We start from the raw sequence: 23,166 nt of genomic DNA, 5'->3' as shown, positions 1-23,166 counted from the left end.
GCTCGCCGGCCGCGCGTCGCGCGTCCCGGGAGTGCCCGCCGTGGCGGCCGGACTGGCCGTGGTGGGCGTGCCCCCGGTGTGGGTGCCTCGCGGGGCAGGGGTGTCTCGCGTGGTGGGGGTGGCGATGAGGGCCACGCCGGCCGTGACGACGAAGGTCTGCGTGGCGTCCGCGTACGTGGCGCGCAGCGCGGTCACGCAGCCCCGGAGCCCGCGCAGCGCGGCGGGCTGGAACGCCTCACGGCACGGCGCCTCGCGGGCGACGCCGGTCAGCAGGTAGGTGACCCGGGCCCCTGAGGGGCTGGTGCCGGGCACCGCGTACGGAAAGATCTTCGTCACCGGCGACGCGTGCCATCGCGCCGGCGCCGCGGGCACGGCGGCAGGCGGGATCGCGGACACGAGCGCGAGCAGTACGACGGACAGTAGACACACGTCGACCTCTGGGGCAGGAGGGGGCTACCCGATGCCGGAGATTGTGACACCCGGCCGCTGACGTAGTCCGACGCTTCAGTAAACAGTCCGATACGCGCCGTAATTGGCTTTTGTGGGCAATCGTCTTACGGTGACGGGGAAAGGCGGACGTGCGCCCCCGGTGGAAGGCCCAGCCGCTGCGACGCGTCCCCCGAGTTGACGGCCAGCGCGACCAGCCCCACCGAGTCGGCGAACGCCACCAGCTCGCCCGGCGGCACGGCCGCGTACGTCTCCCGGTACGGCATGGAGAGCTGCCGCCTGCCCAGCCACACCCCGAGCGTGTCGCCGACCCGCACGCCCAGCGCCTCCAGGTCGCTCGCGGTGATCGAGAGCTGGGTGTTGCCGTAACGGTCGACCGAGACCACCTCCCCCTCGACGCAGCCCTCGCGGATCAGAGAGGTCGGCTCCGGCAGCGACACCAGCCGCTCCGGCGGGCGCTCCGGCCCGAGTTCGGCCGGCGCGAGACCGACGCACAGCTGCCCGGCGACGGGGGCGTAGACGTCCCTGCCGTGGAAGGTGGGCGAGACGGGTCTCAGGAAGTAATCCTCGTTGCTGATCACGTACGCCGCCTCGGCGCCTCCGGCGGCGTGGACCGCCCAGGACAGCAGCCCGTTGTCGGGGCCGACGAACACCCGGCCGCCCGCCTCTATCGCGACCGCCCTGGCCCTGCCCGTGCCGGGGTCCACCGCGCCGATGTGCACGCCCTTCGGCAGGTACGGGATGGTCTGCGCGAGGATCGCGGCGCCCCGCCGTACATCGCCGGACGGGATGGTGTGGCACACGTCGATCACCCGGACGTCGGGAGCTATTCCGGCTATCACTCCGTGACAGGCGGCCACGTAGCCGTCTTCGAGCCCGTAGTCGGTGAGAAGTGTGATGACTGAGGTCACACTTAGTGACTGTACGTCTCCCAATCCGCCGTGAACAGCCGCACTCCGCACATTACGATGGCGACGGGCCGCATGCGCGTGTCGTGATCGGCACGGGCAGCCTTTCGAGGAGGCAATCATGGACACTGCACCGGTCAGCGGTGACAGTGCTGCCCACGAACCATCGCACCACCCCCTCACCGACCGCGATCTCGAGCTCCTCGCCTTCGAACGCCACTGGTGGCGCCACGCGGGCGCGAAGGAGCAGGCCATCAAGGAGACCTTCGGGTTCTCCGCGACCCGCTACTACCAGCTCCTGGGCGAACTCATCGACAAGCCCGAGGCCCTGGAGCAGGACCCGATGCTGGTCAAGCGGCTACGCAGGCTGCGTGCCACCCGCCAGCGCGACCGCGCCGCGAGGCGCCTGGGCATGCGTCCCTGACCGGCGGGGTAGTCCAGCCGCGTGAGGAACATCCCTGGAATGGAAGCGATCCTGAAAGATCCCGGCGGAGCCGTGATCGGGCTCGACTTCGACGGCACATTGTCGCCGATCGTGCCCGATCCCGCCTCCGCGAGGATCCACCCCGAGGCGCCCGCCGTCCTCGCCGCGCTGGGCGAGCGCGTGCGCGCGATCGCCATCGTCACCGGCAGGCCCGTCGCCACCGCCCTGGAGCTGGGGCCCGGCCTCGCCGACGTGCCCGGCCTGGTGGTGCTCGGCCACTACGGGTTCGAACGCTGGGAGGACGGCAGGATCTCCGCCCCGCCGCCCCCCGCCGGCGTCCCCCGGGCCGAGGCGGAGCTGCCGCTGCTCCTCGACTCGCTCGGCCTCCAAGGCGTCACCGTGGAGGACAAGGGGCGGGCCGTGGCCGTCCACACCAGGCGCGCCGCCGACCCCGAGGGCGCGCTGGCGACGCTGCGCCAGCCGCTCGCCGGGCTCGCCGCCAAGCACGGGCTCGTCGTCGAACCCGGCCGGATGGTGCTGGAGCTCAGGCCGCCCGGCATGGACAAGGGCCACGCGCTCGGCCTGTTCCTGGCCGAGCGGTCCGCGAGGTCCGTGATGTTCGTCGGCGACGACCTGGGCGACCTGGCCGCGTTCGACGCGGTCGAGCAGTCGGGGCTGCCCGGCGTCACCGTATGCAGCGGCTCGGCCGAGGTGACCCGGCTGGCCGAACGCGCCGACATCGTAGTGGACGGTCCCGAGGGCGTGGTGGCCCTGCTCGGGGAGCTGGCCACGGCTGTCAGCCGTTCGTGATCCGTCTGCAAGCGCCGCGCAGTACCGTCGCCGCATGCTGAAGACGACCTCCGCCGCCGCGGCCCTGGCCGCGGCGGTCACCCTCGTGACCGCCATCCTGCTCCCCGCGCCCGCCGCGTCGGCCGCCCCCGCGCCTGCCGCGTCGGCCACCAGGCCGCTCCACCTGCGCAACGGCCTGAAGCTGAACCTGCCGTCCTCGTGGAAGGTGTACGGCAAGGGCGACTGGATCCGGGTCGTCACCGGCGCCTGCGCCGCCCCGAAGGCGGGTTACGGCGAGCCGGAGTGCGACAGCTTCTGGGTGCTCGGCCCGAAGGCCATCAAGGTCGGCGCCGAGCTGTTCAACCCCTACACCGCGAAGAAGCCGTTCTACCCGGCGACCGACGTGCAGCTCTGCCCGCACAACCGCGAGTGGGGCCAGGTCGTCGGCGGCGCGGCCGTCAAGGGGCTGCGCCAGGTCGGGCCCGGGCACAGGGCTCACTACCGGGAGTGGAAGGCCACCTGCGTCTCGTACGAGAACGGCAGGGTGAAGTCGAGGTATGTCCAGCGCGAGTGGTATCTGCCGAAGACGCGGGTGCTCGTCGTGGACCAGTGGAACACTCCGGGCCTGGCGGGAGTGCTCCGGCGTGCCGTCTGGCGATGACCCCTGGTCACGCCGGGCGGTCGTCGAGCGCGTCGAGCTGGGCCGACAGCCACTTCTGCGGAGGCAGCGCCGTGGCGGCGGCCACCAGCTCGTCGCGGCGGCGTACGCGCTCCTCCTCCGGCATCATCAGCGCCTCGTGCAGCGCGGCGGCCGTGCCGCTGACGTCGTAGGGGTTGACGAGGAGCGCGTGCCCGCCCAGCTCGGCCGCGGCCCCTGCCTCGCGCGACAGCACCAGCGCGGCGCGCGGCGACAGGATCGGGCCCTCCTTGGCCACGAGGTTCATGCCGTCGCGGATCGGGTTGACCAGCAGCACGTCGGCCAGCCGGTAGGCGGCCAGCGAGCGCGGGTAGTCGTCGTTGACGTTGAGGATGAGCGGGTCCCAGTCCTCCGTGGCGTACTCGTCCTCGATCTCCTGGGCGCAGCGCTGCACCGTAGCGGTGTATTCGCGGTATTCGGGCAGATCGTGCCGGCTGGGGTAGGCGAACGCCAGGTGCACCACCCGCCCGTGCCACTCGGGGTGCGCCGCCAGGAACTCGCGGTAGGCGTGCAGGCCGCGCACGATGTTCTTGGACAGCTCGGTGCGGTCGATGCGGACGATGAGCCTGCGGTCGCCGACCTGCTCGCGCAGCGCCGTCATGTGCGACTCGACGTCGGGCTCGGCCGCCCGGTCGCACAGCGCCTCGCCGTCGACGCCCAGGCCGTGCACCCCGACGCGGGTCGTGCGGCCCTCGTGCGTGATCGTACGGGCCGCGGTGTCGACCTCGGCCCCGAGCAGGGACCGGCAGCAGTCCATGAACGCGCCCGCCCAGCGCCCGGTGAGGAAGCCCGCGTGGTCGGCGCCCAGGATGCCCTCCAGCACCTCGCGTCCGACCTCGTCGGGCAGCAGCGAGAAGTATTCGGGTGGCGCCCAGGGAGTGTGGCTGAAGTGCGCGATGCGCAGGTCGGGCCGCTCGGCTCGGAGCATCGCCGGAGTCAGCGTCAGGTGGTAGTCCTGCACCATCACCCGGGCCTCGTGGGCGGCCTCCTCGGCCAGGGCCAGCGCGAACGCGCCGTTGTAGTCGCGGTAGGACTCCCACTCGCGGTGGAAGCGGGCGCCGAAGCTGGGCGCGTTGGGGATGTCGTACAGCAGGTGGTTGACGAACCAGAGGGTCGAGTTGGCCACGGCGTTGTAGGCGCGGTGGAAGGTGGCCGCCGGGATGTCGAGCATCCGCAGCGCGCCGGTGTCGTAGCCGGCGTGGTCGAGCCGGCCGCCCGGCGCGAGGCGGACCGCGCTGCGGTCGCCGTCGGACAGCGCGGCGCAGACCCAGAGCACGCCGTGCTCCTTGGTCACTCCGGACAGCCCGGACACCAGGCCGCCGCCGCCGCGTTTCATGGTGAGAACACCGTCGTCGGAGACGGTGAACGAGACGGGGCCTCTGTTCGACGCAACGAGGACGCTGTTCATTTACACTCCCTCCGACCATAGGATCCCAGCTATGGCGCTTGATGAGCTAACCGAGGAACTCGCACGTTCCGCCGCAGCCGGAGATCATCGCGCGCTCGGTGAGCTGCTGCGGCGGATCGAGCCCGACGTCATGCGGCACTGTGCCCGGATTCTGCCCTACCGGCAGGACGCCGAGGAGGCGTCCCAGGACACCCTGCTGGCCGTGGCCCGCAACATCGGCCGCTTCGAGGGCCGGGCCAGGTTCAGCACGTGGCTGCACATCGTGACCGCCAACTGCGCGCGCACCACCTACCGGTCGCTGAAGCGCCGGGCGGCCGAGCAGAGCTCCGACGAGCTGCCCATGCAGAAGCCCGACGCGCGACGGGTGAGCGTCATCGCCGGTTCGCGGCTCGACCTGCTCGACGCCATGGAGGCGCTCGAGGCCGACAAGCCCGACCTGGCCCAGGCGTTAGTGTTGCGTGACATCGTCCAGCTCGACTACAACGAGGTGGCCGAGCAGCTCGGCATCCCGCTCGGCACCGCCAAGTCGCGCATCCACCAGGCGCGCAAATACGTGCAGGCGGTGCTAGGCGAAGACTATCGCTGAGACCGTTCGTCTCGCCTGCTGAGACGGCTGGTCAGCCTGGTCGCCTGGCCAGGTAGAGTCCCATGCAACAACTTCATATTGCTCATCCAGAGGGGTGGAGGGACCGGCCCGGCGAAGCCCCGGCAACCCTCCCGGCTTGAGGCTCGCGACCTGGCGAGGCCGACCGGGACAGGGTGCCAATTCCGGTCCGCGGTCAGGGTGGCCGCGGACGAAGATGAGGGAAGGCCTCGCTTCATGTCGCTCGACTTTGGTCCTGCCGCCGCACTGTCCTGCCGCGAGTGCGGCGCCCGCTACGACCTCGGTCCCAGCTTCGCCTGTCTGGAGTGTTTCGGGCCGCTGGAGGCGGCCTACTCGTTCGGTGACGTCACGCGCGAGGAGATCGAGGCGGGCCCGGCCAACATCTGGCGCTACCGCTCGCTGCTCCCCGTCCCCGCCGACGTCGCCTCCAAGCCGAACATGAACCCCGGCTGGACCAAGCTGGTCAAGGCCGGCAACCTGGGCCGGGCGCTCGGCATCAAGTCCCTGTACGTGAAGGACGACTCGGGCAACCCCACCCACTCCTTCAAGGACCGCGTCGTGGCCATCGCCGTCGAGGCGGCGCGCAACTTCGGCTTCCACACGCTGTCCTGCTCCTCCACGGGCAACCTGGCGGGCGCGGTGACGGCCGCCGCGGCCAGGGCCGGGCTCGACGCCTGCGTGTTCATCCCCGCCAACCTGGAGCAGGCCAAGATCGCCATGGCCCGGGTGTTCGGCGGCAGGCTGATCGGCATCGACGGCACCTACGACGAGGTCAACCGGTTCTGCTCGGAGCTGATCGGCGACCCGCTGGGCGACAAGTGGGGCTTCGTCAACGTCAACCTGCGGCCCTACTACGCCGAGGGCTCCAAGACGCTCGCCTTCGAGATCGCCGAGCAGCTCGGCTGGCGGCTGCCCGAGCAGATCATCATCCCGATCGCCTCCGGCTCCCAGCTCACCAAGATCGACAAGGGCTTCAAGGAGCTGATCGCGCTGGGGCTGGTCGAGGACCAGCCCTACAAGATCTTCGGCGCCCAGGCCGGCGGCTGCTCGCCCGTGTCGAGCGCCTTCAAGGCGGGCCACGACGTGGTCCAGCCGGTCAAGCCCGACACCATCGCCAAGTCGCTGGCCATCGGCAACCCCGCCGACGGCCCCTACGTGCTCGACATCGCCCGCCGCACCGGCGGGGCGGTGGAGGACGTCACCGACGCCGAGATCGTCGCCGCGATCAGGCTTCTGGCCTCGACCGAGGGCATCTTCGCCGAGACCGCGGGCGGGGTCACCGTCGGCGTGCTGAAGAAGCTCGTCGAGACCGGGCGGCTCGACCCCGAGGCGGAGACCGTGGTGCTCAACACCGGCGACGGGCTCAAGACGCTCGACGCGGTCTCCGGCGACGTCATCCCCACGGCCGTGATCCGGCCCTCACTCGACGCGTTCCGCGCGACTGTCTGACAATCAGAAAGGCGAGGTTGAACATGAGCGTTTCAGTACGGATTCCGACCATCCTGCGCACCTACACCGGCGGAAACGCTGAAGTGAGTGGCGAGGGCGCGACTCTTCGTGACGTTCTCGCGAAGCTCGACTCCGATTACCCGGGGATCGGCGCGCGAATTTTGGATGAATCGGGCAAGATTCGGCGTTTTGTCAACGTGTACGTTGGCGATGAGGATGTCCGTTTCGCTGAAGGGCTCGACACTCCCGCGCCCGAGGGGGTCCAGATCTCCATCATCCCGGCCGTAGCGGGCGGCTGACCGTCGCCGTACCTCCAGCGGGCGCCCCTTGTGGGCGCCTTCTGCTTTTCCGGGAGTTTCAAACTTGAACTACTTCGGTGTGATGAATTGCGTAGTATGTTCTTTGACTCTGTTGCCAAACGCCGTGCCACAGGTATGGTCGAGGCGATCGTCTGGCTGATTTCGCATTAGTCATGTCGATTGCGGATCTCGCGGACGAATGGGTGAGATCCGCGAGACCAGTAAGAGGAGTCGGAAGTGGCGCAGGGCACCGTCAAGTGGTTCAACGCGGACAAGGGCTACGGCTTCATCGCGGTAGACGGTGGTAAGGATGTATTCGTCCATTACTCAGCCATCATGATGGACGGCTATCGCGCTCTCGAGCAGGGCCAGCGGGTCGAGTTCGAGATCACACAGGGCCAGAAGGGACCGCAGGCGGAGTCTGTCCGCACGGTCTGATTCATGTAGCTGGTGTGCACCGGCAGGCCGTACGGCAGCGCAGTCCGGCGCGGCCTGCCATCCAACATTCCTCCACCTGTTGTACGGCGGGCCGGCCCCACGGCCCGCCGTACGGGGGCAAGCCGGGTAATCCCGACATCCTGCCCGTGCAGTCATCGGTCTGACCTGGGCTGGAACGGTGTTCGCTTGCACTCCCGGGGGTAGAGTGCTAAACAGTTCGTTGGCACTCTCTGTTCGTGAGTGCCAACGAACGGGATCGAGACGATGGGGTCCGCCAGTGGAGACGCGGGCCCACATGCCGTCGCGGGCGTCGGCTCGATCCTCAGGAAGCCACCCTGCATCTGGGAGGTCTAGCCTTATGGCAGCCAAGATGATCGCGTTTGACGAGGACGCCCGGCGCGGTCTCGAGCGCGGCATGAACCAGCTCGCCGACGCCGTCAAGGTGACGCTTGGCCCGAAGGGCCGCAACGTCGTGCTGGAGAAGAAGTGGGGCGCCCCCACGATCACCAACGACGGTGTGTCCATCGCCAAGGAGATCGAGCTCGAGGACCCGTGGGAGAAGATCGGGGCCGAGCTGGTCAAGGAAGTCGCCAAGAAGACTGACGACGTCGCCGGCGACGGCACCACCACGGCCACCGTGCTCGCCCAGGCGCTCGTACGCGAGGGCCTTCGCAACGTGGCCGCCGGCGCCAACCCGATGGCCCTGAAGAAGGGCATCGAGTCCGCCGTCGAGCGCGTCAGCGAGGAGCTCTCCAAGCTGGCCAAGGACGTGGAGACCAAGGAGCAGATCGCCTCCACCGCCTCCATCTCCGCCGCCGACCCCGAGATCGGCTCGCTGATCGCCGAGGCGATGGACAAGGTCGGCAAGGAAGGCGTCATCACCGTCGAGGAGAGCAACACCTTCGGCCTGGAGCTCGAGCTCACCGAGGGCATGCGCTTCGACAAGGGCATGGTCTCGATGTACTTCGTCACCGACTCCGACCGCATGGAGGCGGTGCTCGAGGACCCCTACATCCTGATCGTCAACTCCAAGATCTCGGCCAACAAGGACCTGCTGCCGCTGCTCGACAAGGTCGTCCAGTCCGGCAAGCCGCTGCTGATCATCGCCGAGGACATCGAGGGCGAGGCCCTGGCGACCCTGGTGGTCAACAAGATCCGCGGCCTGTTCCGCTCCGCGGCCGTCAAGGCCCCGGGCTTCGGTGACCGCCGCAAGGCCATGCTCGGCGACATCGCCACCCTGACGGGTGGTCAGGTCATCGCCGAGGAGATCGGCCTCAAGCTGGAGAACACCACCCTCGACCAGCTCGGCCGCGCCCGCAAGGTCGTCGTCACCAAGGACGAGACCACGATCGTCGACGGCGCGGGCGACCCCGACGCCATCGCCGGCCGCGTCAACGAGATCCGCGCCGAGATCGAGCGCACCGACTCCGACTACGACCGCGAGAAGCTCCAGGAGCGCCTCGCCAAGCTGGCCGGCGGCGTGGCCGTCATCAAGGCCGGCGCGGCGACCGAGGTCGAGCTGAAGGAGCGCAAGCACCGCATCGAGGACGCCGTCCGCAACGCGAAGGCGGCCGTCGAGGAGGGCATCGTCCCCGGCGGTGGCGTGGCGCTGCTGCAGGCGGGTGCCAAGGCGTTCGACAAGCTCGAGCTCTCGGGCGACGAGGCCACCGGCGCGTCGATCGTGCGCAAGGCTCTGGAGGAGCCGCTGAAGCAGATCGCCGTCAACGCCGGCCTCGAGGGCGGCGTCGTGGTGGAGAAGGTCCGCAACCTCACGCCGGGCCAGGGCCTCAACGCCGCCACGGGCGACTACGTCGACATGTTCGAGGCGGGCATCATCGACCCGGCCAAGGTGACGCGCTCCGCGCTGCAGAACGCCGCCTCCATCGCGGCGCTCTTCCTCACCACCGAGGCCGTCATCGCCGAGAAGCCCGAGAAGACCCCTGCCGCTCCCGCCATGCCCGGCGGCGGCGACATGGACTTCTAGTCGTTTCGAAGCACACCCGGCAGCACGAAAGGGCGGTCCGATGATTTCCATCGGACCGCCCTTTCGCGTGCCCAGGATTCTTCCTGCCCGGATTAACGGCTTTTGTAAGGGAGTTTTCCAGCTTTACGGCACGGCCAACTTGTCCGCCACCCGCCGCACATGGCCGGGGGCCTCCAGGAGGACGGCCGCTGACCCGCGTGTGGCGGGCCGCCGTCACGCCGTTCCGCCGGCCATCCGCGTGGTCGCTCCGGCGGGTGGTTCAGACTCCGTAGTGGGGCACGATGTGGCCGCGGGCGAGGGTGTTGGCGGTGATGTTGAAGCCGACCACCGCCGGGCTCGCGTCGCTGTCGACGCCCAGCTTGTCGACGCTCAGGGCGTGGACGGTGAAGACGTAGCGGTGCGGATCGCCCGGCGGGGGAGCGGCGCCGCCGTAGGCCTTGAGGCCGTAGTCGTTGCGGGCGTGGAGCGCCCCTGCGGGCAGGCCCTTGAACTCCGGCGCGGTGCCGGCGCCCGTGGGAAGCTCGGTGACCGTGGCTGGGATGTCGCAGACGACCCAGTGCCAGAACCCGCTGCCCGTGGGCGCGTCGGGGTCGAAGCAGGTCACGGCGTAGCTCCGGGTCCCTTCCGGTGCGCCCGACCAGCGGAGGGCGGGCGACAGGTTCTGGCCGGTCATGCCCCAGTCGTTGAAGACGTGAAGGTCTCCCAGCCTCTCGCCGTCCATGATGTCGTCGCTCTCAACGGTGAGCGACGGGACCGACGGCAGATGTTCGTGCGGCAGCGGTGCGGCCACGACGTCCTCCTTGAGTGGAAGCCTTGAAAGGTCTTTCCGTCAATCCTAGAAGCGACGCGGCCGTCCGGCCCGTAGCCGTCTCACGCCCAAAACGGGGGTCGCCGGGCATGGGAGGCACAGAGGGGCGCTCGGGTTGCGACGCTCTCGGGTGGGGTGGGTCACTCGGGTCACGACGCGCCACGTCACCGCGGGGAGGGCGGCGCGGGTGGTGGCGGGTTATGCGGCGGCGCGGTCGATGAGTGCCTGGACTCGTTCCGGTGAGTAGATGTCGTCCACCAGTAGTTGCGCGAGCCCGAGGACGCCCGCGCGCGGGTCGAGGTCGCTGCGGACGATCTGGAGGTTGCGGGTCGCCAGCGGCAGGGAGCGGCGGTAGACGATCTCGCGGATGCCGGCGAAGAGCTGCTCGTCGGTGTGGGCGAGCTGGCCGCAGATGGCGATGACGCGGGGGTTGAACATGTTGACCGTGTCCGCGATGGCGCCGCCGAGGATGCGGGCGGCGCGCCGGGCGAGCCGTAGCGCGACAGGGTCGCCGGCGCGGATCAGGCGTACGGCGTCGTCGACGGTGGAGACCTCGCGGCCTTCCGCGCGCAGGTCGCGGACCTGGGCCCAGCCGCCGGCGTAGGCCTCGACGCAGCCGGCGTTGCCGCAGCGGCAGATGGGCGGGTCGTCCACGCCGTCGACCGTGACCTGGATGTGGCCGACGTCTCCGGCCGCGCCGTCGGCGCCCCGGTGCACGTGGCCGCCGGCGATGAGGCCGGTGCCGACCCCGGTGCCGATCTTGACCATGAGGAGGTGCGGGACGTCCGGGTAGCGCAGGCGCTGCTCGCCGTAGGCCATCGCGTTGACGTCCTTGTCGACCAGGATGGGGCAGTCGTACTGCGAGCTGAACCATCCGGGGATGTCGTAGCGGTGCCAGCCGGTCATGATGGGCGGGCTCACCACGCGTCCCGTCGCGAAGTCGACGGGGCCGGGGACGTCGAGCCCGATGCCGAGCACCGCGTCGGGGGACAGCTTGGCGTCGTGGAGGATCTCCGTGAAGAGCTTCTCGACGATCGTGAGGATGGTCTCGGGGCCGGCGGTGACGTCGGCCCGGGTCTCCCGCTCGAGCCGGACCCTTCCGCCCAGGTCGCACACCGCGGCGCGCAGCCGGGTGGCGCCGATGTCGGCGACGAGCAGGACGCCCCGGTCACGGTTGACGACGAACTGGCCGGCGGGGCGGCCTCGGGTCCTGGCCTCGCCCGGGCCGGGGATCAGCAGCCCGGCGGCGAGCAGCCCGTCGAGCCGCTGGTTGACCGTGGTGCGGGACAGGCCGGTGCGGCGCACCACGTCAGCCTTGGTCAGGCCGTCGGCGACGTCGCGGAACAAGCTGAGGATCTCGCCACTGCTCACTCCCATCCTCGGCGTGGCAAGGCCTGTGGTGCTCATACGACCACTGTAGCTATGTCGGTAGCTAAGCGTAAGTCAAGAATGTTTCGACTAAAAAAGTTGAAAGATGGGTTGTAGCACGTCGGAAGAGGGGATTACGTTTCGGTCATCTATCCCGAAAGGGGCATTTGATGTATGCCAACGCCAGAAGCCGTCCGGTAGCGGCGTTCGGGGCGGTCGCGACCGTCGGCGCGCTCTTGCTGGGATCCTGCGGGCTCGACACGCCCGCCCAGACCTACTCCGCGACGGGAGCCAAGGCCGCCTACTCGCAGCCCAGGTTCGCCGCGGTGATCAAGGGGCTGGACAACCCGTTCTTCCAGACGATGAAGCAGGGCATCGACGACCAGGCCCGCGCGGCGGGCGTGACTGTCGTCGTCCAGGCCGCCAACTCCATCACGGACACCACCGGCCAGGCGGACAAGCTGAACGGCCTCGCCGGCCAGGACTTCTCCTGCTACGTGGTGAACCCGATCTCGGGCACGAACCTCGTCAACGGCCTCGCCCGGCTCTCCGCGATGAACAAGGCCATCGTGAACATCGACAGCCCGGTCGACCCGCAGGCGGCCAAGAGCGCCAACGTCAAGCTGGCGACCTACATCGGGACGGACAACACCCAGGCCGGCACGCTGGCCGGGCAGCGGATGACTCAGCTGCTGCCGTCCGGCGGCGAGGTCGCGGCCATCGGCGGCATCGCCGGTGACGTGACCAGCGGCGCCAGGGTGGACGGCTTCCAGAAGGGAATCGGCCCCAACCTGAAGTTGATCCAGACCGTGGCCGCCGACTGGGACCGCCAGACCGCGCTCACCGCCGCGACCAACATCATGCGGGCGCACCCGAACCTGGCCGGCTTCTTCGTCGCCAACGACGACATGGGGCTCGGCGTGGCACGCGCCATCGCCAACGAGGGCAAGACCGGCAAGGTGAAGGTCATCAGCGTCGACGGCATCAAGGACGCCCTGGAGGCGGTCAAGGCGGGCACGCTGGACGGCACCGTCGCCCAGTACCCGTACACGATCGGCATGATGGGCATCGAGGCGTGCCAGGCCGCGGTGAGCGGCAAGACGATGTCGCCCCTCGTGCGCGCCCCGGTCGAGGTCGTGACCAAGGAGAACGCCGAGCAGGCCCTCGCGGCCACGCCCAAGCCGTTCGGCCCCTACGAGGACCCGTTCAAGGCGCTGATCCAGTAGCGGCGAGCACGCCCGGCGTGGCATCGACTCCCGCCGGTCCGAGGAGTGACACACATGGCCAACACCACACTCACGGCGAGCGAAGGGCAGAGCTGGCCCGCGCGGCTGAAGGATGCCAGTTTCTGGGCGGAATGGGCGGCCCTCGTCGGGCTGATCGCGCTCGTGATCGTCTTCCAGGCGCTCAATCCCACGTTCCTGAGCCTGGGGAACATCGCGTCGATGCTGGTCGCCGCCGCGATCCTGATCATTCTCGCGGTGGGCCAGACCTACGTGATCGCCACCGCGGGCATCGACCTGTCGATCGCCTCGGTGATGACCCTCGGCGCGGTCGTGTTCGGCCAGGCGTACGCGGCCGGCCTGAGCCTGGCGCCGGCGAGCCTGCTGGCGCTGTTCGCGTCCGCGCTGGCCGGTGCGGTGAACGGAATGATCATCGCCTGGGGGAAGATCGCCGACTTCATCGTGACGCTGGGGATGCTGTCGGCGGCCTCCGGGCTAGCCCTGATCCTGGCCGACGGCAAGCCCGTGACGATCATCGATCCGCTGCTGCTGAGCCTGTCCACCGGAGGCATCGGGATCTTCGGCTGGTCGTTCATCATCGCGGTGGTGGTCGCGGTGGCGGCGCACGTGGTGCTGTTCCGCAGCCGGTTCGGCACCCACGTGCTCGCCACCGGCGGCGCGCCCGAGAGCGCGACGGCCATGGGCATCAGCACCGCGCGCATCAAGATCGCTGTCTATCTGATCAGCGGCGCTCTCGCCGGTCTGGGCGCCATCCTGCTGGTCGCCCGGATCGGCGCGGCGGAACCCGCAGCCAACACCGCCTTCCTGCTCAACTCGGTGGCCGCGGTGGTGCTGGGCGGGGTCAGCCTCTTCGGCGGGCGGGCGACCATCGTCGGCCCGTGCATCGGCGCGCTGCTGCTGGTCGCGCTGGTCAACGGGCTCACCCTGCTCGGCGTCTCGCAGTTCTACCAGCCCCTTGCCGTCGGCATCGTCGTGGTGCTGGCCGCGCTACTCATGAGGTTCCAGCAATGACCCAGATGACTGATCGACCGACGCCGGACACGCCCACCCGCGACGTGCTCCTCGACTGCCGGGACGTCTCCCTGGCCTTCGGCAACGTACAGGCCCTCGTCGACGTCTCCATCACGTCGCGCGCCGGCGAGATCACCGCCCTCGTCGGCGACAACGGAGCCGGCAAGTCCACACTGGTGCGCTGCGTCGCCGGGATCCACCGTCCGGACAGCGGGCAGATCCTCTTCGACGGCGCGGCGACGAACTTCCACTCGCCCGAGGACGCCCGCGAGGCCGGGATCGAGACCGTCCACCAGAACCTCGCGCTCGTCGAGGACCTCACGGTGTGGCAGAACCTCTTCCTCAACCGTGAGATCGTCCGCAGGCTGGGCCCCGTCGCCCTGCTCGACCGGCGCGCCATGCGGGACCGCTCGCGCGAGATGGTCTCGGCGCTCGCGGTCAACGTGCCCGCGGTCGGATCCCGGGTCCGGCGGCTCTCCGGCGGCCAGCGCCAGGCGGTCGCCATCTGCCGGGCCGCCGGCTTCAGCTCCAAGCTCGTCATCATGGACGAGCCCACCGCGGCGCTCGGCGTCCAGGAGACGGCCCGCGTCGAGGAGCTCATCCTCAGGCTGCGCGACGAGGGGCACGCCCTGCTCGTCATCAGCCACAACTTCGAGCAGGTCATGCGGCTCAGCCACCAGGTGTGGGTGATGCGCGCGGGCCGCTGCGTGGGCGGGCGGCGCACCGCGGACACCACCGGCGAGGAGATCGTCGCGCTCGTCACCGGCGCGCTCGGCGGCTGAAGGCATACCTGTCCATCCGAAAGCTCATGAACGAGAGAAGGCACCTTCCGATGGCCACCGAAACCGCGGCCAATCCGATCGGCGTGCACGCCCTGGTGTGGGTCGGCGACACGAGCCCCGACTCGATGGCGTACGCCGTCGAGCAGACCAGGGCCACCGGGTTCGACCTGCTGGAGATCTCCTTGCACGACTCCGGGAACCTCGACGTCACGGCAACGCGCGAGGCCCTTCGAGCCGCCGGCCTGGGAGTGGCCTGCTCCCGTGGCCTGGCCTTCGACGCCGACGTCTCCAGCGAGGACCCCGCGGTGGTCGAACGCGGCGAGAAGCTGCTGCAGGACTCCCTGGCGATCACCCACGCGCTCGGCGGGACCCACTTCACCGGTGCGCTCTACAGCGCCCTGGGCAAGTACGGCAGGCCGCTCACCGACGCCGGGCGCCGCAACGTGGTGGCCGTGCTGCGCCGCCTGGCCCAGGAGGCCCGAAGGCAGGACATGACGCTCGGCCTGGAGATCTGCAACCGCTACGAGACCAACGTCGTCAACACCGCGCGTGACGCGCTCCGCCTCGCCGACGACATAGGGGAGGACAACGTGCTGATCCACCTCGATACTTACCACATGAACATCGAGGAGGACGATCTCGTACGGCCGGTCCACGAGGTCGGCGACCGGCTCGGCTACGTGCACATCGGCGAGAACCACCGCGGCTACCTGGGATCGGGGCATCTCGACTTCACCGCGTTCTTCCACGCGCTCGGCGACATCGGATACCGGGGGCCGATCACCTTCGAGTCCTTCTCCTCGGCGGTCGTGATGCGTGGCCTGTCCAACGATCTGGCCATCTGGCGCAACCTGTGGTCGGACGGTGAGGACCTGGCCCGCCACGCCCGCGCGTTCATCGGCAACCAGCTTCACGCGAGCGGCGGCGCCCGATGAGCCTCGACGACCTGGCGGCTCGCGCCCGCTCCCTGGTCACCGGCCGCGAACGCGTGCTGCTCGGCATCACCGGCGGCCCGGGGGCGGGAAAGTCCACACTCGCGGAGCACCTCGTGCGCGCGCTGCGGCAGACGCCTCCCGCCGGCCACTCGGCGGAGTGGGTGGCGCACGTGCCGATGGACGGCTTCCACCTCGCCGACGCGGAGCTCGACCGGCTCGGCCTGCGTGGCCGCAAGGGCGCGCCGGACACGTTCGACGCGGCGGGCTACGCGGCCCTGCTCCGCCGGCTGCGCGAGGACGAGGACGACGTCATCTACGCGCCCGCGTTCGAGCGCGACCTGGAGCAGCCCATAGCGGGGAGCGTGCCCGTGCCCAGGGCCGCCCGCCTGGTCATCACCGAGGGAAACTACCTGCTCCTCGACCAGGGCGACTGGGTGCGCGTGCGGCCCTGCCTCCACGAGGTCTGGTACTGCGCCCTCGACCACGCCGAGCGGGTGCGCCGCCTCATCTCGCGCCACACCAGTTTCGGCAAGGAGCACGACGCGGCCGTGAGGTGGGTGCTGGGGACCGACCAGCGCAACGCCGCCCTGATCGCCGGCACCCGGAAGCACGCGGATCTCGTGGTGCCCGACCACGTTCTCCGCTCGATCGGCGAGCCCGGCCAGGGCGCGGGCGCCCCGGCGGACTGACCTGCCGGACTGACCTGCGGGACTGACCTGCCGGACTGACCTGCCGGACTGACCCGGCGGACTGACCCGGGGGCCGCCTGAGGCGGCTTCAGGCGGCGAGCTGGGCGGGGAGGGACCTGTGGTGGAGGACCGTGAGCGTGGTGACGGCGCGGGTCAGGACCACGTACAGCCTGGCCAGCCCCCGCGGCTCGGCCTCGACGATGTCGGCCGGCTCCACGACGATCACGTGGTCGTACTCCAGGCCCTTGGCCAGCGTCGCCGGCACGACCACCAGCCGGTGTTCCTCGGTCGAGTCGGGCCCGAGCACGGCGTGGGGGACGCCGAGCGCGCGTGACACCTCGGCCACCTGGGCGTCCGGCGCGATGACGCCGATGGAGCCCTCCCGCTCCAGCGCCTCGCGGGCCGCGGTGGCCACGTCGCCGCCCCGCCGTACCGACAGGGAGCCCGCGCCGGGGCGCAGGGAGCGCGGCGCGGCCAGGCCGGGGGCGATCGAGGGAAGCAGGCGCGCGGCGTAGTCGAGCACCTCGCGCGGCACGCGGAAGCCCAGCGTCAGCTCCGTGACCTGGCCCTCCTCCTGCCCGAGGTGCTCCAGCACGGTCTCCCACGAGCGGGCGGACCACGGCGTGGTGCCCTGGGCGAGGTCGCCCAGCACGGTGGCCGAACCGTTGCGGCAGCGGCGGCCGAGCGCGCGCAGCTGCATCTCCGACAGGTCCTGCGCCTCGTCCACGACCAGGTGGCCGAGCGAGGGCGTGCGTTCCATCAGGTCGGCGAGCTCGTCGAGGAGCGCCGAGTCGGCCGCCGACCACTTCGCCGACTTCCACCCCCGGTACGGCTTGGGCCACAGCAGCAGGGCCTGCTCCTCGTCCGACAGGTCACTCCTGGCCGCCCGCGCGAGGAAGCCCGGGTCGGACAGCAGCCGGAACAGGACCTGCTCGGGCACCAGCTTGGGCCAGACAGCGTCCATCAGCTGCCTGACCGGCTTGGAGCGGGCCACCGCGTCCTGGACCCGGTCGTCGGGCGACTCGCCGCGCTGCTCCATCCGAACCAGCACCTGGTGCGCCAGCCGCTGCGCGAGGGCCGCCCGGCCGGGACCGTAGCGGGTGGTGCCGCGCAGCGACGCGACGATCTCGCGCACCTCGTGGTCGGCCACCCGGTAGCGGTAGGCGCCCTTGGCGTAGACGAGCCCCTCCTGGGGTTTGACGATGTGCAGCCACAGGGCGCGGTCGAGCACCCTGGCCATTCTCGCGTCGCCCTTCACCGCCGAGACCGCCGGCGCCTCCGGGGCGGCGTGCTCGCCGAGCAGGCCCGCGACCGTCGTCTGGTCGACCTTGACCTCGCCGAGCGCCGGCAGCACGGAGGAGATGTAGGACAGGAACGCCCGGTTGGGGCCGACGATCATCACGCCGGACCTGGCCAGCCGCTCGCGGTGGGTGAACAGCAGGTAGGCGGCCCGGTGCAGGCCGACGGCCGTCTTGCCGGTGCCGGGGGCGCCCTGCACGCACACGGTCTGGGCCAGCGTGGAGCGGACGATCTCGTCCTGGTCGGGCTGGATCGTGGCCACGATGTCGCGCATCGGGCCGGTGCGCGGGCGTTCGATCTCATCGGTGAGGATGCGGGACGGCGCGATCTCCTGGACGGGCGCCCCCGCGGCGGCTTGCTCGCCGAGCGGCTCGTCCTCGAACGCGGTCAGCGCGCCACCGTGGTAGCCGAAGCGGCGCCGCCGTACGACGCCCATCGGGTCGGCGGGGCTGGCCTGGTAGAACGCCCGCGACACGGGCGCGCGCCAGTCGATGACGAGGGGGCGGCTGTTGCTGTCGTGCACGTGGCGGCGGCCGACGTAGATCGTGCCGGGCAGGTCGTCGCCGGCGGCGCGGTCGAGGCGGCCAAAGAACAGCGGCGTGTCCGGATGGTCGGCGAGCGCCGCCACCCGCTGGTCGAGGAGCGACTGCAGGACCTGCCGCGACACCCAGTCGCCGGCCGCGTCGGCCGACAGGGACTCGGCGTGGGCGCGCATCGCCTGGAGCGCGGCCCTGGCCTCGACCAGGTGGGCCTGCTCGGCGGCGAGCACCCCGGCGGGCGCGTCCTCGGGCGCGTCCTCGAGCGCGTCGTCCCCTGGCGTGTCGTCTGGTATGTCCGGGGCGAGCTGGTGTGCGGGCATGCGAAAGCGCCTCCAGAGGAGAGTGAACGGAGGTGGAACAAGGCAGCGAATCGGCCAGTTTAGTGGGGGCTCCGGCATGCTTCCACAGGATTTACCCCGGGTAGAGGGAGAGCGTGGGACGTGTCCGCCTGGGCTTCTCGCCGATCATCCCCACGGTCGCGAGCTTCCTGCTTGCTGCGCTGTGGGGGCTGTCGGTGTTCGCCGGGTGGGGGCTGGAGGCGTTCTGCGCTGACGGTGACGCGGCGGCCTGCTCGCGGCGGCTCGACGCGGTCTCGGCCGTGTCGGGTCTGTTCGCGGTGCTGGCGGCCTGCTGCACTGTCAGTGCCTGGCTGGTGCCGTGGGCCAGGCAGGATCCGCGCGTGTTCACCTGGTTGATGGGCGCCGGTGTGGCCGCGTGGATCGTGGCCGAGGGGGTGCTGTTTCTGGGCGGGATGCTGGCCCGGTAACCAACCTTGGAGATCACTGGCAATACCACGAAATTTGGGTATACGAGGTGGGTTTGCCGGATCATGGGGGTATGTCGCAGGCGGTTCGGTTGCGGCGGCGGTATCACGTAATGAGGGGGGTGGTTCGATTGTCGACGGCCCGCGGAGTCTCGTGGACGTGACACGCGCCGGGGCCTGGCCGCTCGAGGACGAGCGGCCGGGCCGTAACTCCCCGACGAGCGTGTCGGCGGCCCGTCACACTCCCCCGAGCACGTCGTCGGCGTCGATGATCTGGTAGGCGTACCCCTGCTCGGCCAGGAACCTCTGCCGGTGCGCCGCGAATTCCTGGTCGACCGTGTCCCTGCTGACCACCGTGTAGAACCTCGCGCCGCCGCCGCCCGCCTTCGGCCGCAGCACCCTGCCCAGCCGCTGCGCCTCCTCCTGGCGTGACCCGAACGTCCCCGACACCTGGATCGCCACCGACGCCTCCGGCAGGTCGATGGAGAAGTTGGCCACCTTGGACACCACCAGCACCTGGATCTCCTTGTCGCGGAAGGCCTGGTAGAGGCGCTCGCGCTCCTTGACCCTGGTCTCGCCCTTGATCACGGGCGCGTTGAGGTGCTCGCCAAGCTCGTCGAGCTGGTCGATGTACTGGCCGATGACCAGCACCTGCTCGCCCAGGTGGCGGCGGACCAGCGCCTCGGTGACGTGCGTCTTGGACGGCGTGGTCGAGCAGAACCGGTAGCGCTCCTCTGACTCGGCCATCGCGTAGGACAGCCGTTCCTCATCGGTCAGCGTGACCCGGACCTCCACGCAGTCGGCGGGCGCGATCCAGCCCTGGTGCTCCATCTCCTTCCAGGGCGCGTCGAAGCGCTTCGGCCCGATCAGCGAGAACACGTCGCCCTCGCGGCCGTCCTCGCGCACCAGCGTCGCGGTCAGGCCCACCCGCCTGCGGGCCTGCAGGTCGGCCGTCATCCGGAAGATCGGCGCGGGCAGCAGGTGCACCTCGTCGTACACGATGAGGCCCCAGTCGCGCGCGTCGAACAGCTCCAGGTGGGAGTAGACGCCCTTCCGCCTGGTCGTCATGACCTGGTAGGTCGCGATGGTGACGGGGCGGATCTCCTTCTTCGAGCCGGAGTATTCGCCGATCTCGTCCTCGGTGAGCGAGGTGCGCCTGATCAGCTCCTGCTTCCACTGGTGAGCGCTGACCGTGTTGGTGACCAGGATCAGCGTGGTGGCCTGGGCATGGGCCATCGCCGCCGCGCCGACGATCGTCTTGCCCGCGCCGCACGGGAGCACGACCACGCCCGAGCCGCCGTGCCAGAACGCGTCGGCCGCCTCCTGCTGGTAGGGACGGAGCGTCCAGCCCTCCTGCGTCAGCTTGATCGGGTGGTGCTCGCCGTCCACGTAGCCGGCGAGGTCCTCGGCGGGCCAGCCGAGCTTGAGCAGCGCCTGCTTGACGTTGCCGCGGTCGCTCGGGTGCACGGTCACCGAGTCGGCGCCGATGCGCTCGCCCAGCATCGGCTGGATCTTCTTGGAGCGCAGCACCTCCTCCAGCACGGCCCGGTCGGTGGAGGTCAGGACCAGGCCGTTGGCGGGGTGCTTCTCCAGCCGGAGCCGGCCGTACCTGGACATGGTCTCGGCGATGTCGACCAGCAGCGCGTGCGGCACCGGGTAGCGGCTGTAGCTGATCAGGGCGTCGATGACCTGCTCGGCGTCGTGGCCGGCCGCGCGCGCGTTCCACAGCGCGAGCGGGGTGACCCGGTAGGTGTGCACGTGCTCGGGCGCGCGTTCGAGCTCGGCGAACGGCGCGATCGCCTTGCGGCACTCGCCGGCCTTGTCATGGTCGACTTCGAGGAGCAGGGTCTTGTCGGACTGGACGATGAGCGGGCCGTCGTTCACCGGCTTCCTTCCTACGGCTGACGCCTATCCAACACATCCGCGGGCGAGAACAGTCCCCGGACGGGCGATCAGCCGGCGTCAGTCGTCGAGATAGCCGTTCACGCCGAGGAAGACGAACAGGCCGATCGTCACCACGAAGCCCACCCCGAACAGCACCCAGCTCCACACCAGCATGCCCCGGGCCTTCTCGGGCTCGGTGCTCGCGCGCCCCAGGGCCAGGCCCGCCAGGACCGCGCCGGGAATGGCCAGCAGGTTGCAGCACGAGACGATCGCGAGCAGGTTGAGCACGAGGGCGACGATGGCCCCGGCTCGGGGGCCCTCGGCGGAAGGGCGTGGCGGCGACCCGTAGGGGTGACCGTATCCGTAGTGGGGAGGTGGCTGCTGCCCGTACGGCGCGCCGTAGGGCTGGTAGGGGTAGCCGCCGGACGGATCCTCGTGGCTCATGTCCACAACATCTATCACGGAACGGCCACACGGCTTACCGGATGCCCAGAGCACGCATACCTCGGAGCCCGGTCCGGAGGCGCGGGCCGGCCCGTCAGCCGAGCCTGGCGCGCAGCGCCTTGCGGTCGAGCTTGAGCACGCTCGTGACCGGGATGGAGTCGACGAACATGACCTCGCGCGGATGCTTCACCCGGCCGACCCGGTCGCGGGCCCAGGCGATCAGATCGTCGGCGGTCGCCGTGGCACCCGGCTTGAGCTGGACGAAGGCCACGACCTCCTCGCCCACGCGCGGATCGGGACGGCCCACCACGCCCGACATCACCACGTCGGGATGCCGGTTGAGCGCGTCCTCGACGTCGCGCGGGAACACGTTGAACCCGCCACGGATGATCAGGTCCTTCTTGCGGTCGACGACGTAGAGGTAGCCGTCGTCGTCCACACAGCCGATGTCGCCGGTGCGCAGCTCGCCGCCGACCAGCGCGGTGCCCTCCGGGTCGGGCTCGTGCTCGCCCCAGTAGCCGAGCATGAGCGACTCGCCCCGGACGCAGATCTCGCCGACATCGCCGCGCTCCATCTCCTCGCCGGAGGGGTCGCGGATCGTGATCTCGTAGCCGGGCAGCGGCAGCCCGACGCTGCCCACCCGGCGCCTGCCCGGCGGGTTGAACGTGGTGACCGCGCTGGTCTCGGTCAGGCCGTAGCCCTCGAGGATCCGCACGCCGGGCATCCGGCGCTCGAACTCCTCCAGCACGTCACGGCCGAGCGGCGCCGCCCCGCAGGTCAGGAAGGCCAGGTCGGGCAGCGGGTGCTCCTCGAGCGGCTCGGCCAGCAGCATCTGCAGCATGGCGGGCACCACCGTGCCGTAGCGCACCCGCTGCTCGGCGGCCAGCGACAGGAACGCCCTGGGGTCGAACCAGCGCATCAGCACCGCCTGCTGCGGCTCCGTGGCGTGCATCCCGGCGACCGTGACGATCAGCCCGTACGCGTGGGAGAGCGGCACCGGCACGATGGCGCGGTTCAGCCCTTCCTGGTGGGACGTCTCGAACGAGGCCCTGGCCACCTGCCACAGCCCCCGGTGGCTGAGCATGACGCCCTTGGCCCGGCCGGTCGTGCCCCCGGTGTACATCAGCGCGGCCAGGTCGCCGGCGTCACGCGGCACCGGGCCGTGCTCGTCGCCCCGCTCCAGCTCGGCCGTGTCCACGAACGTGAGGACGTCGAGCCCGGCCGCCTCCACGGTGGGCACCAGCTCCGGCGAGGTCACGATCGCCACCGCGCCGCTGTCGGTCACGATGTGCCGCAGCTCCTCGGCGCCCACGAGGAACACCACGGGCGTCACGACCGCACCGGCGGCCCAGAGCGCCTGGTAGACGATCGGCACCTCGGGCGAGGTCGCCATCATCACCACGACCCGGTCGCCCGGCCGGATCCCGGCCTCGACCAGCCCCCCGCAGGCGCGGCGGGCCCGCTCGGCGAGCGTGAGGCTGCGGTGCCAGACCCCCTCGTAGAAGAGCGAGTCGTGGTCGCCGAACCTGTCCCACGACTCCTCGGCCAGCCGGCCCAGCGTCAGCTCGCCCAACGGGCCTCCTCCGTCGGACCGGCCCGCGGGCCGGGTATCCGCACGCTCACGATCCCAAACTGGCGCGATCACCACCGGCCGTCAAGACAGCCCGGCGACTCCGGTGATCCGGTGCAGGGCGAAGCGGTGCACGGCCGCCCTGGTCTCGTCGTACGCGGTCAGGTAGCCGCCCTCCATCCGGGCGGGCTCCAGGATGCGGGAGGTGGCGTTGCCCTGGGAGTCGAGGTAGCCGATCCACACGCGCACGCCCTGCCTGATCGCGTCCTGGAGGGCCGTGATCGTGGCCGTCGCCGGGCCGCGCGGGACCGTGCCCGAGGGAGCCTCGACGGGCTCCCGGCGCGCGAGGTGCGCGGCGTCACCGGCCCGCAGCGCGCGCACGG

General features: G+C 70.5%; 23 protein-coding genes, 1 pseudogene and 1 riboswitch. Of the genes and pseudogenes, 14 read left to right on the top strand and 10 right to left on the bottom strand.

Annotation, left to right across the window (positions count from 1 at the left end; translation table 11 throughout):
• A pseudogene (locus DQW85_RS39580) lies at positions 1–336 on the bottom strand (hypothetical protein); the annotation flags it as partial.
• Between the two features lie 218 nt (positions 337–554).
• Positions 555–1,358, bottom strand: a complete 804-nt coding sequence (locus DQW85_RS39575) for an SAM hydrolase/SAM-dependent halogenase family protein (RefSeq protein ID WP_113704865.1) — start codon at positions 1,356–1,358, stop codon at positions 555–557.
• Positions 1,359–1,476: 118 nt separating this feature from the next.
• On the opposite strand from DQW85_RS39575, the gene DQW85_RS39570 reads away from it, so the two are divergent.
• From DQW85_RS39570 to DQW85_RS39560, 3 genes are read left to right on the top strand one after another with little or no spacing between them, the layout of a single operon-like run.
• Positions 1,477–1,779, top strand: coding sequence for a DUF3263 domain-containing protein (locus DQW85_RS39570; protein ID WP_113704864.1), 303 nt, complete (start codon positions 1,477–1,479; stop codon positions 1,777–1,779).
• Between the two features lie 39 nt (positions 1,780–1,818).
• Positions 1,819–2,589: a trehalose-phosphatase gene (otsB, locus tag DQW85_RS39565; protein WP_113704863.1), complete on the top strand. Its 771-nt coding sequence runs from the start codon at positions 1,819–1,821 to the stop codon at positions 2,587–2,589.
• Positions 2,590–2,623: 34 nt separating this feature from the next.
• The gene (locus tag DQW85_RS39560; protein WP_113704862.1) at positions 2,624–3,229 is read left to right on the top strand and encodes a hypothetical protein; all 606 of its coding nucleotides are present in this window, start codon (positions 2,624–2,626) and stop codon (positions 3,227–3,229) included.
• 7 nt (positions 3,230–3,236) lie between these two features.
• Here DQW85_RS39560 and DQW85_RS39555 read toward each other — a convergent pair whose 3' ends face one another.
• The gene (locus DQW85_RS39555) at positions 3,237–4,673 is read right to left on the bottom strand and encodes an alpha,alpha-trehalose-phosphate synthase (UDP-forming) (protein ID WP_113704861.1); all 1,437 of its coding nucleotides are present in this window, start codon (positions 4,671–4,673) and stop codon (positions 3,237–3,239) included.
• 31 nt (positions 4,674–4,704) lie between these two features.
• Here DQW85_RS39555 and DQW85_RS39550 point away from each other — a divergent pair, with 31 nt between their 5' ends.
• From DQW85_RS39550 to groL, 5 genes are all read left to right on the top strand, one after another.
• Positions 4,705–5,259, top strand: a complete 555-nt coding sequence (locus DQW85_RS39550) for an RNA polymerase sigma factor (RefSeq protein WP_113704860.1) — start codon at positions 4,705–4,707, stop codon at positions 5,257–5,259.
• A 79-nt stretch (positions 5,260–5,338) separates the two neighbouring features.
• Positions 5,339–5,480: riboswitch (SAM riboswitch) on the top strand.
• A gap of 13 nt (positions 5,481–5,493) precedes the next feature.
• Positions 5,494–6,726, top strand: coding sequence for a threonine synthase (thrC, locus tag DQW85_RS39545; protein ID WP_113704859.1), 1,233 nt, complete (start codon positions 5,494–5,496; stop codon positions 6,724–6,726).
• Positions 6,727–6,749: 23 nt separating this feature from the next.
• Positions 6,750–7,025, top strand: a complete 276-nt coding sequence (locus DQW85_RS39540) for a MoaD/ThiS family protein (protein ID WP_113704858.1) — start codon at positions 6,750–6,752, stop codon at positions 7,023–7,025.
• 237 nt (positions 7,026–7,262) lie between these two features.
• A complete protein-coding gene (locus DQW85_RS39535) occupies positions 7,263–7,463 on the top strand; it encodes a cold-shock protein (protein ID WP_113704857.1) in 201 nt (66 codons plus the stop codon).
• 358 nt (positions 7,464–7,821) lie between these two features.
• Entirely contained in the window at positions 7,822–9,447 is a 1,626-nt protein-coding gene (groL, locus tag DQW85_RS39530; protein ID WP_113704856.1) for a chaperonin GroEL, read from the top strand.
• Positions 9,448–9,706: 259 nt separating this feature from the next.
• Here groL and DQW85_RS39525 read toward each other — a convergent pair whose 3' ends face one another.
• On the bottom strand, positions 9,707–10,237 hold the full coding sequence (locus DQW85_RS39525; RefSeq protein WP_205315753.1) for a YbhB/YbcL family Raf kinase inhibitor-like protein: 531 nt from the start codon (positions 10,235–10,237) through the stop codon (positions 9,707–9,709).
• 216 nt (positions 10,238–10,453) lie between these two features.
• A complete protein-coding gene (locus tag DQW85_RS39520) occupies positions 10,454–11,662 on the bottom strand; it encodes an ROK family protein (RefSeq protein ID WP_113704855.1) in 1,209 nt (402 codons plus the stop codon).
• A gap of 131 nt (positions 11,663–11,793) precedes the next feature.
• Here DQW85_RS39520 and DQW85_RS39515 point away from each other — a divergent pair, with 131 nt between their 5' ends.
• The 5 genes from DQW85_RS39515 to DQW85_RS39495 are packed head-to-tail and all read left to right on the top strand — an operon-like array spanning position 11,794 to position 16,284.
• Positions 11,794–12,849, top strand: coding sequence for a sugar ABC transporter substrate-binding protein (locus tag DQW85_RS39515; RefSeq protein ID WP_113704854.1), 1,056 nt, complete (start codon positions 11,794–11,796; stop codon positions 12,847–12,849).
• A gap of 54 nt (positions 12,850–12,903) precedes the next feature.
• A complete protein-coding gene (locus tag DQW85_RS39510; RefSeq protein WP_113704853.1) occupies positions 12,904–13,878 on the top strand; it encodes an ABC transporter permease in 975 nt (324 codons plus the stop codon).
• Between the two features lie 5 nt (positions 13,879–13,883).
• Positions 13,884–14,660, top strand: coding sequence for an ATP-binding cassette domain-containing protein (locus DQW85_RS39505; RefSeq protein WP_162795746.1), 777 nt, complete (start codon positions 13,884–13,886; stop codon positions 14,658–14,660).
• Positions 14,661–14,710: 50 nt separating this feature from the next.
• Complete coding sequence (locus tag DQW85_RS39500; RefSeq protein WP_113704851.1) at positions 14,711–15,595, top strand: sugar phosphate isomerase/epimerase family protein; 885 nt, start codon at positions 14,711–14,713, stop codon at positions 15,593–15,595.
• Positions 15,592–16,284 (top strand): nucleoside/nucleotide kinase family protein, encoded by a 693-nt coding sequence (locus DQW85_RS39495; protein ID WP_113704850.1) that lies wholly within the window; start codon positions 15,592–15,594, stop codon positions 16,282–16,284. The genes DQW85_RS39500 and DQW85_RS39495 overlap by 4 nt, the downstream gene beginning before the upstream one ends.
• 88 nt (positions 16,285–16,372) lie before the next feature.
• On the opposite strand, the gene DQW85_RS39490 is transcribed toward DQW85_RS39495, so the two are convergent.
• Positions 16,373–18,442: a HelD family protein gene (locus DQW85_RS39490; RefSeq protein ID WP_113704849.1), complete on the bottom strand. Its 2,070-nt coding sequence runs from the start codon at positions 18,440–18,442 to the stop codon at positions 16,373–16,375.
• A 113-nt stretch (positions 18,443–18,555) separates the two neighbouring features.
• On the opposite strand from DQW85_RS39490, the gene DQW85_RS39485 reads away from it, so the two are divergent.
• On the top strand, positions 18,556–18,888 hold the full coding sequence (locus DQW85_RS39485) for a hypothetical protein (protein WP_113704848.1): 333 nt from the start codon (positions 18,556–18,558) through the stop codon (positions 18,886–18,888).
• A 234-nt stretch (positions 18,889–19,122) separates the two neighbouring features.
• Here DQW85_RS39485 and DQW85_RS39480 read toward each other — a convergent pair whose 3' ends face one another.
• The 4 genes from DQW85_RS39480 to DQW85_RS39465 all read right to left on the bottom strand — a co-directional run.
• Positions 19,123–20,769 (bottom strand): DNA repair helicase XPB, encoded by a 1,647-nt coding sequence (locus DQW85_RS39480; RefSeq protein WP_113704847.1) that lies wholly within the window; start codon positions 20,767–20,769, stop codon positions 19,123–19,125.
• Positions 20,770–20,847: 78 nt separating this feature from the next.
• Positions 20,848–21,213 (bottom strand): DUF4190 domain-containing protein, encoded by a 366-nt coding sequence (locus DQW85_RS39475; RefSeq protein WP_162795745.1) that lies wholly within the window; start codon positions 21,211–21,213, stop codon positions 20,848–20,850.
• Positions 21,214–21,307: 94 nt separating this feature from the next.
• Positions 21,308–22,786, bottom strand: coding sequence for a class I adenylate-forming enzyme family protein (locus DQW85_RS39470; protein WP_113704845.1), 1,479 nt, complete (start codon positions 22,784–22,786; stop codon positions 21,308–21,310).
• A gap of 81 nt (positions 22,787–22,867) precedes the next feature.
• Positions 22,868–23,166, bottom strand: a 299-nt coding sequence (locus DQW85_RS39465) for a WYL domain-containing protein (protein WP_162795744.1), incomplete at its 5' end; no start/stop codon positions are given.

Source organism: Nonomuraea lactucae (assembly GCF_003313395.1).
GTDB lineage: Bacteria > Actinomycetota > Actinomycetes > Streptosporangiales > Streptosporangiaceae > Nonomuraea > Nonomuraea lactucae.
This window is presented reverse-complemented; position numbering and strand designations above follow the sequence as displayed.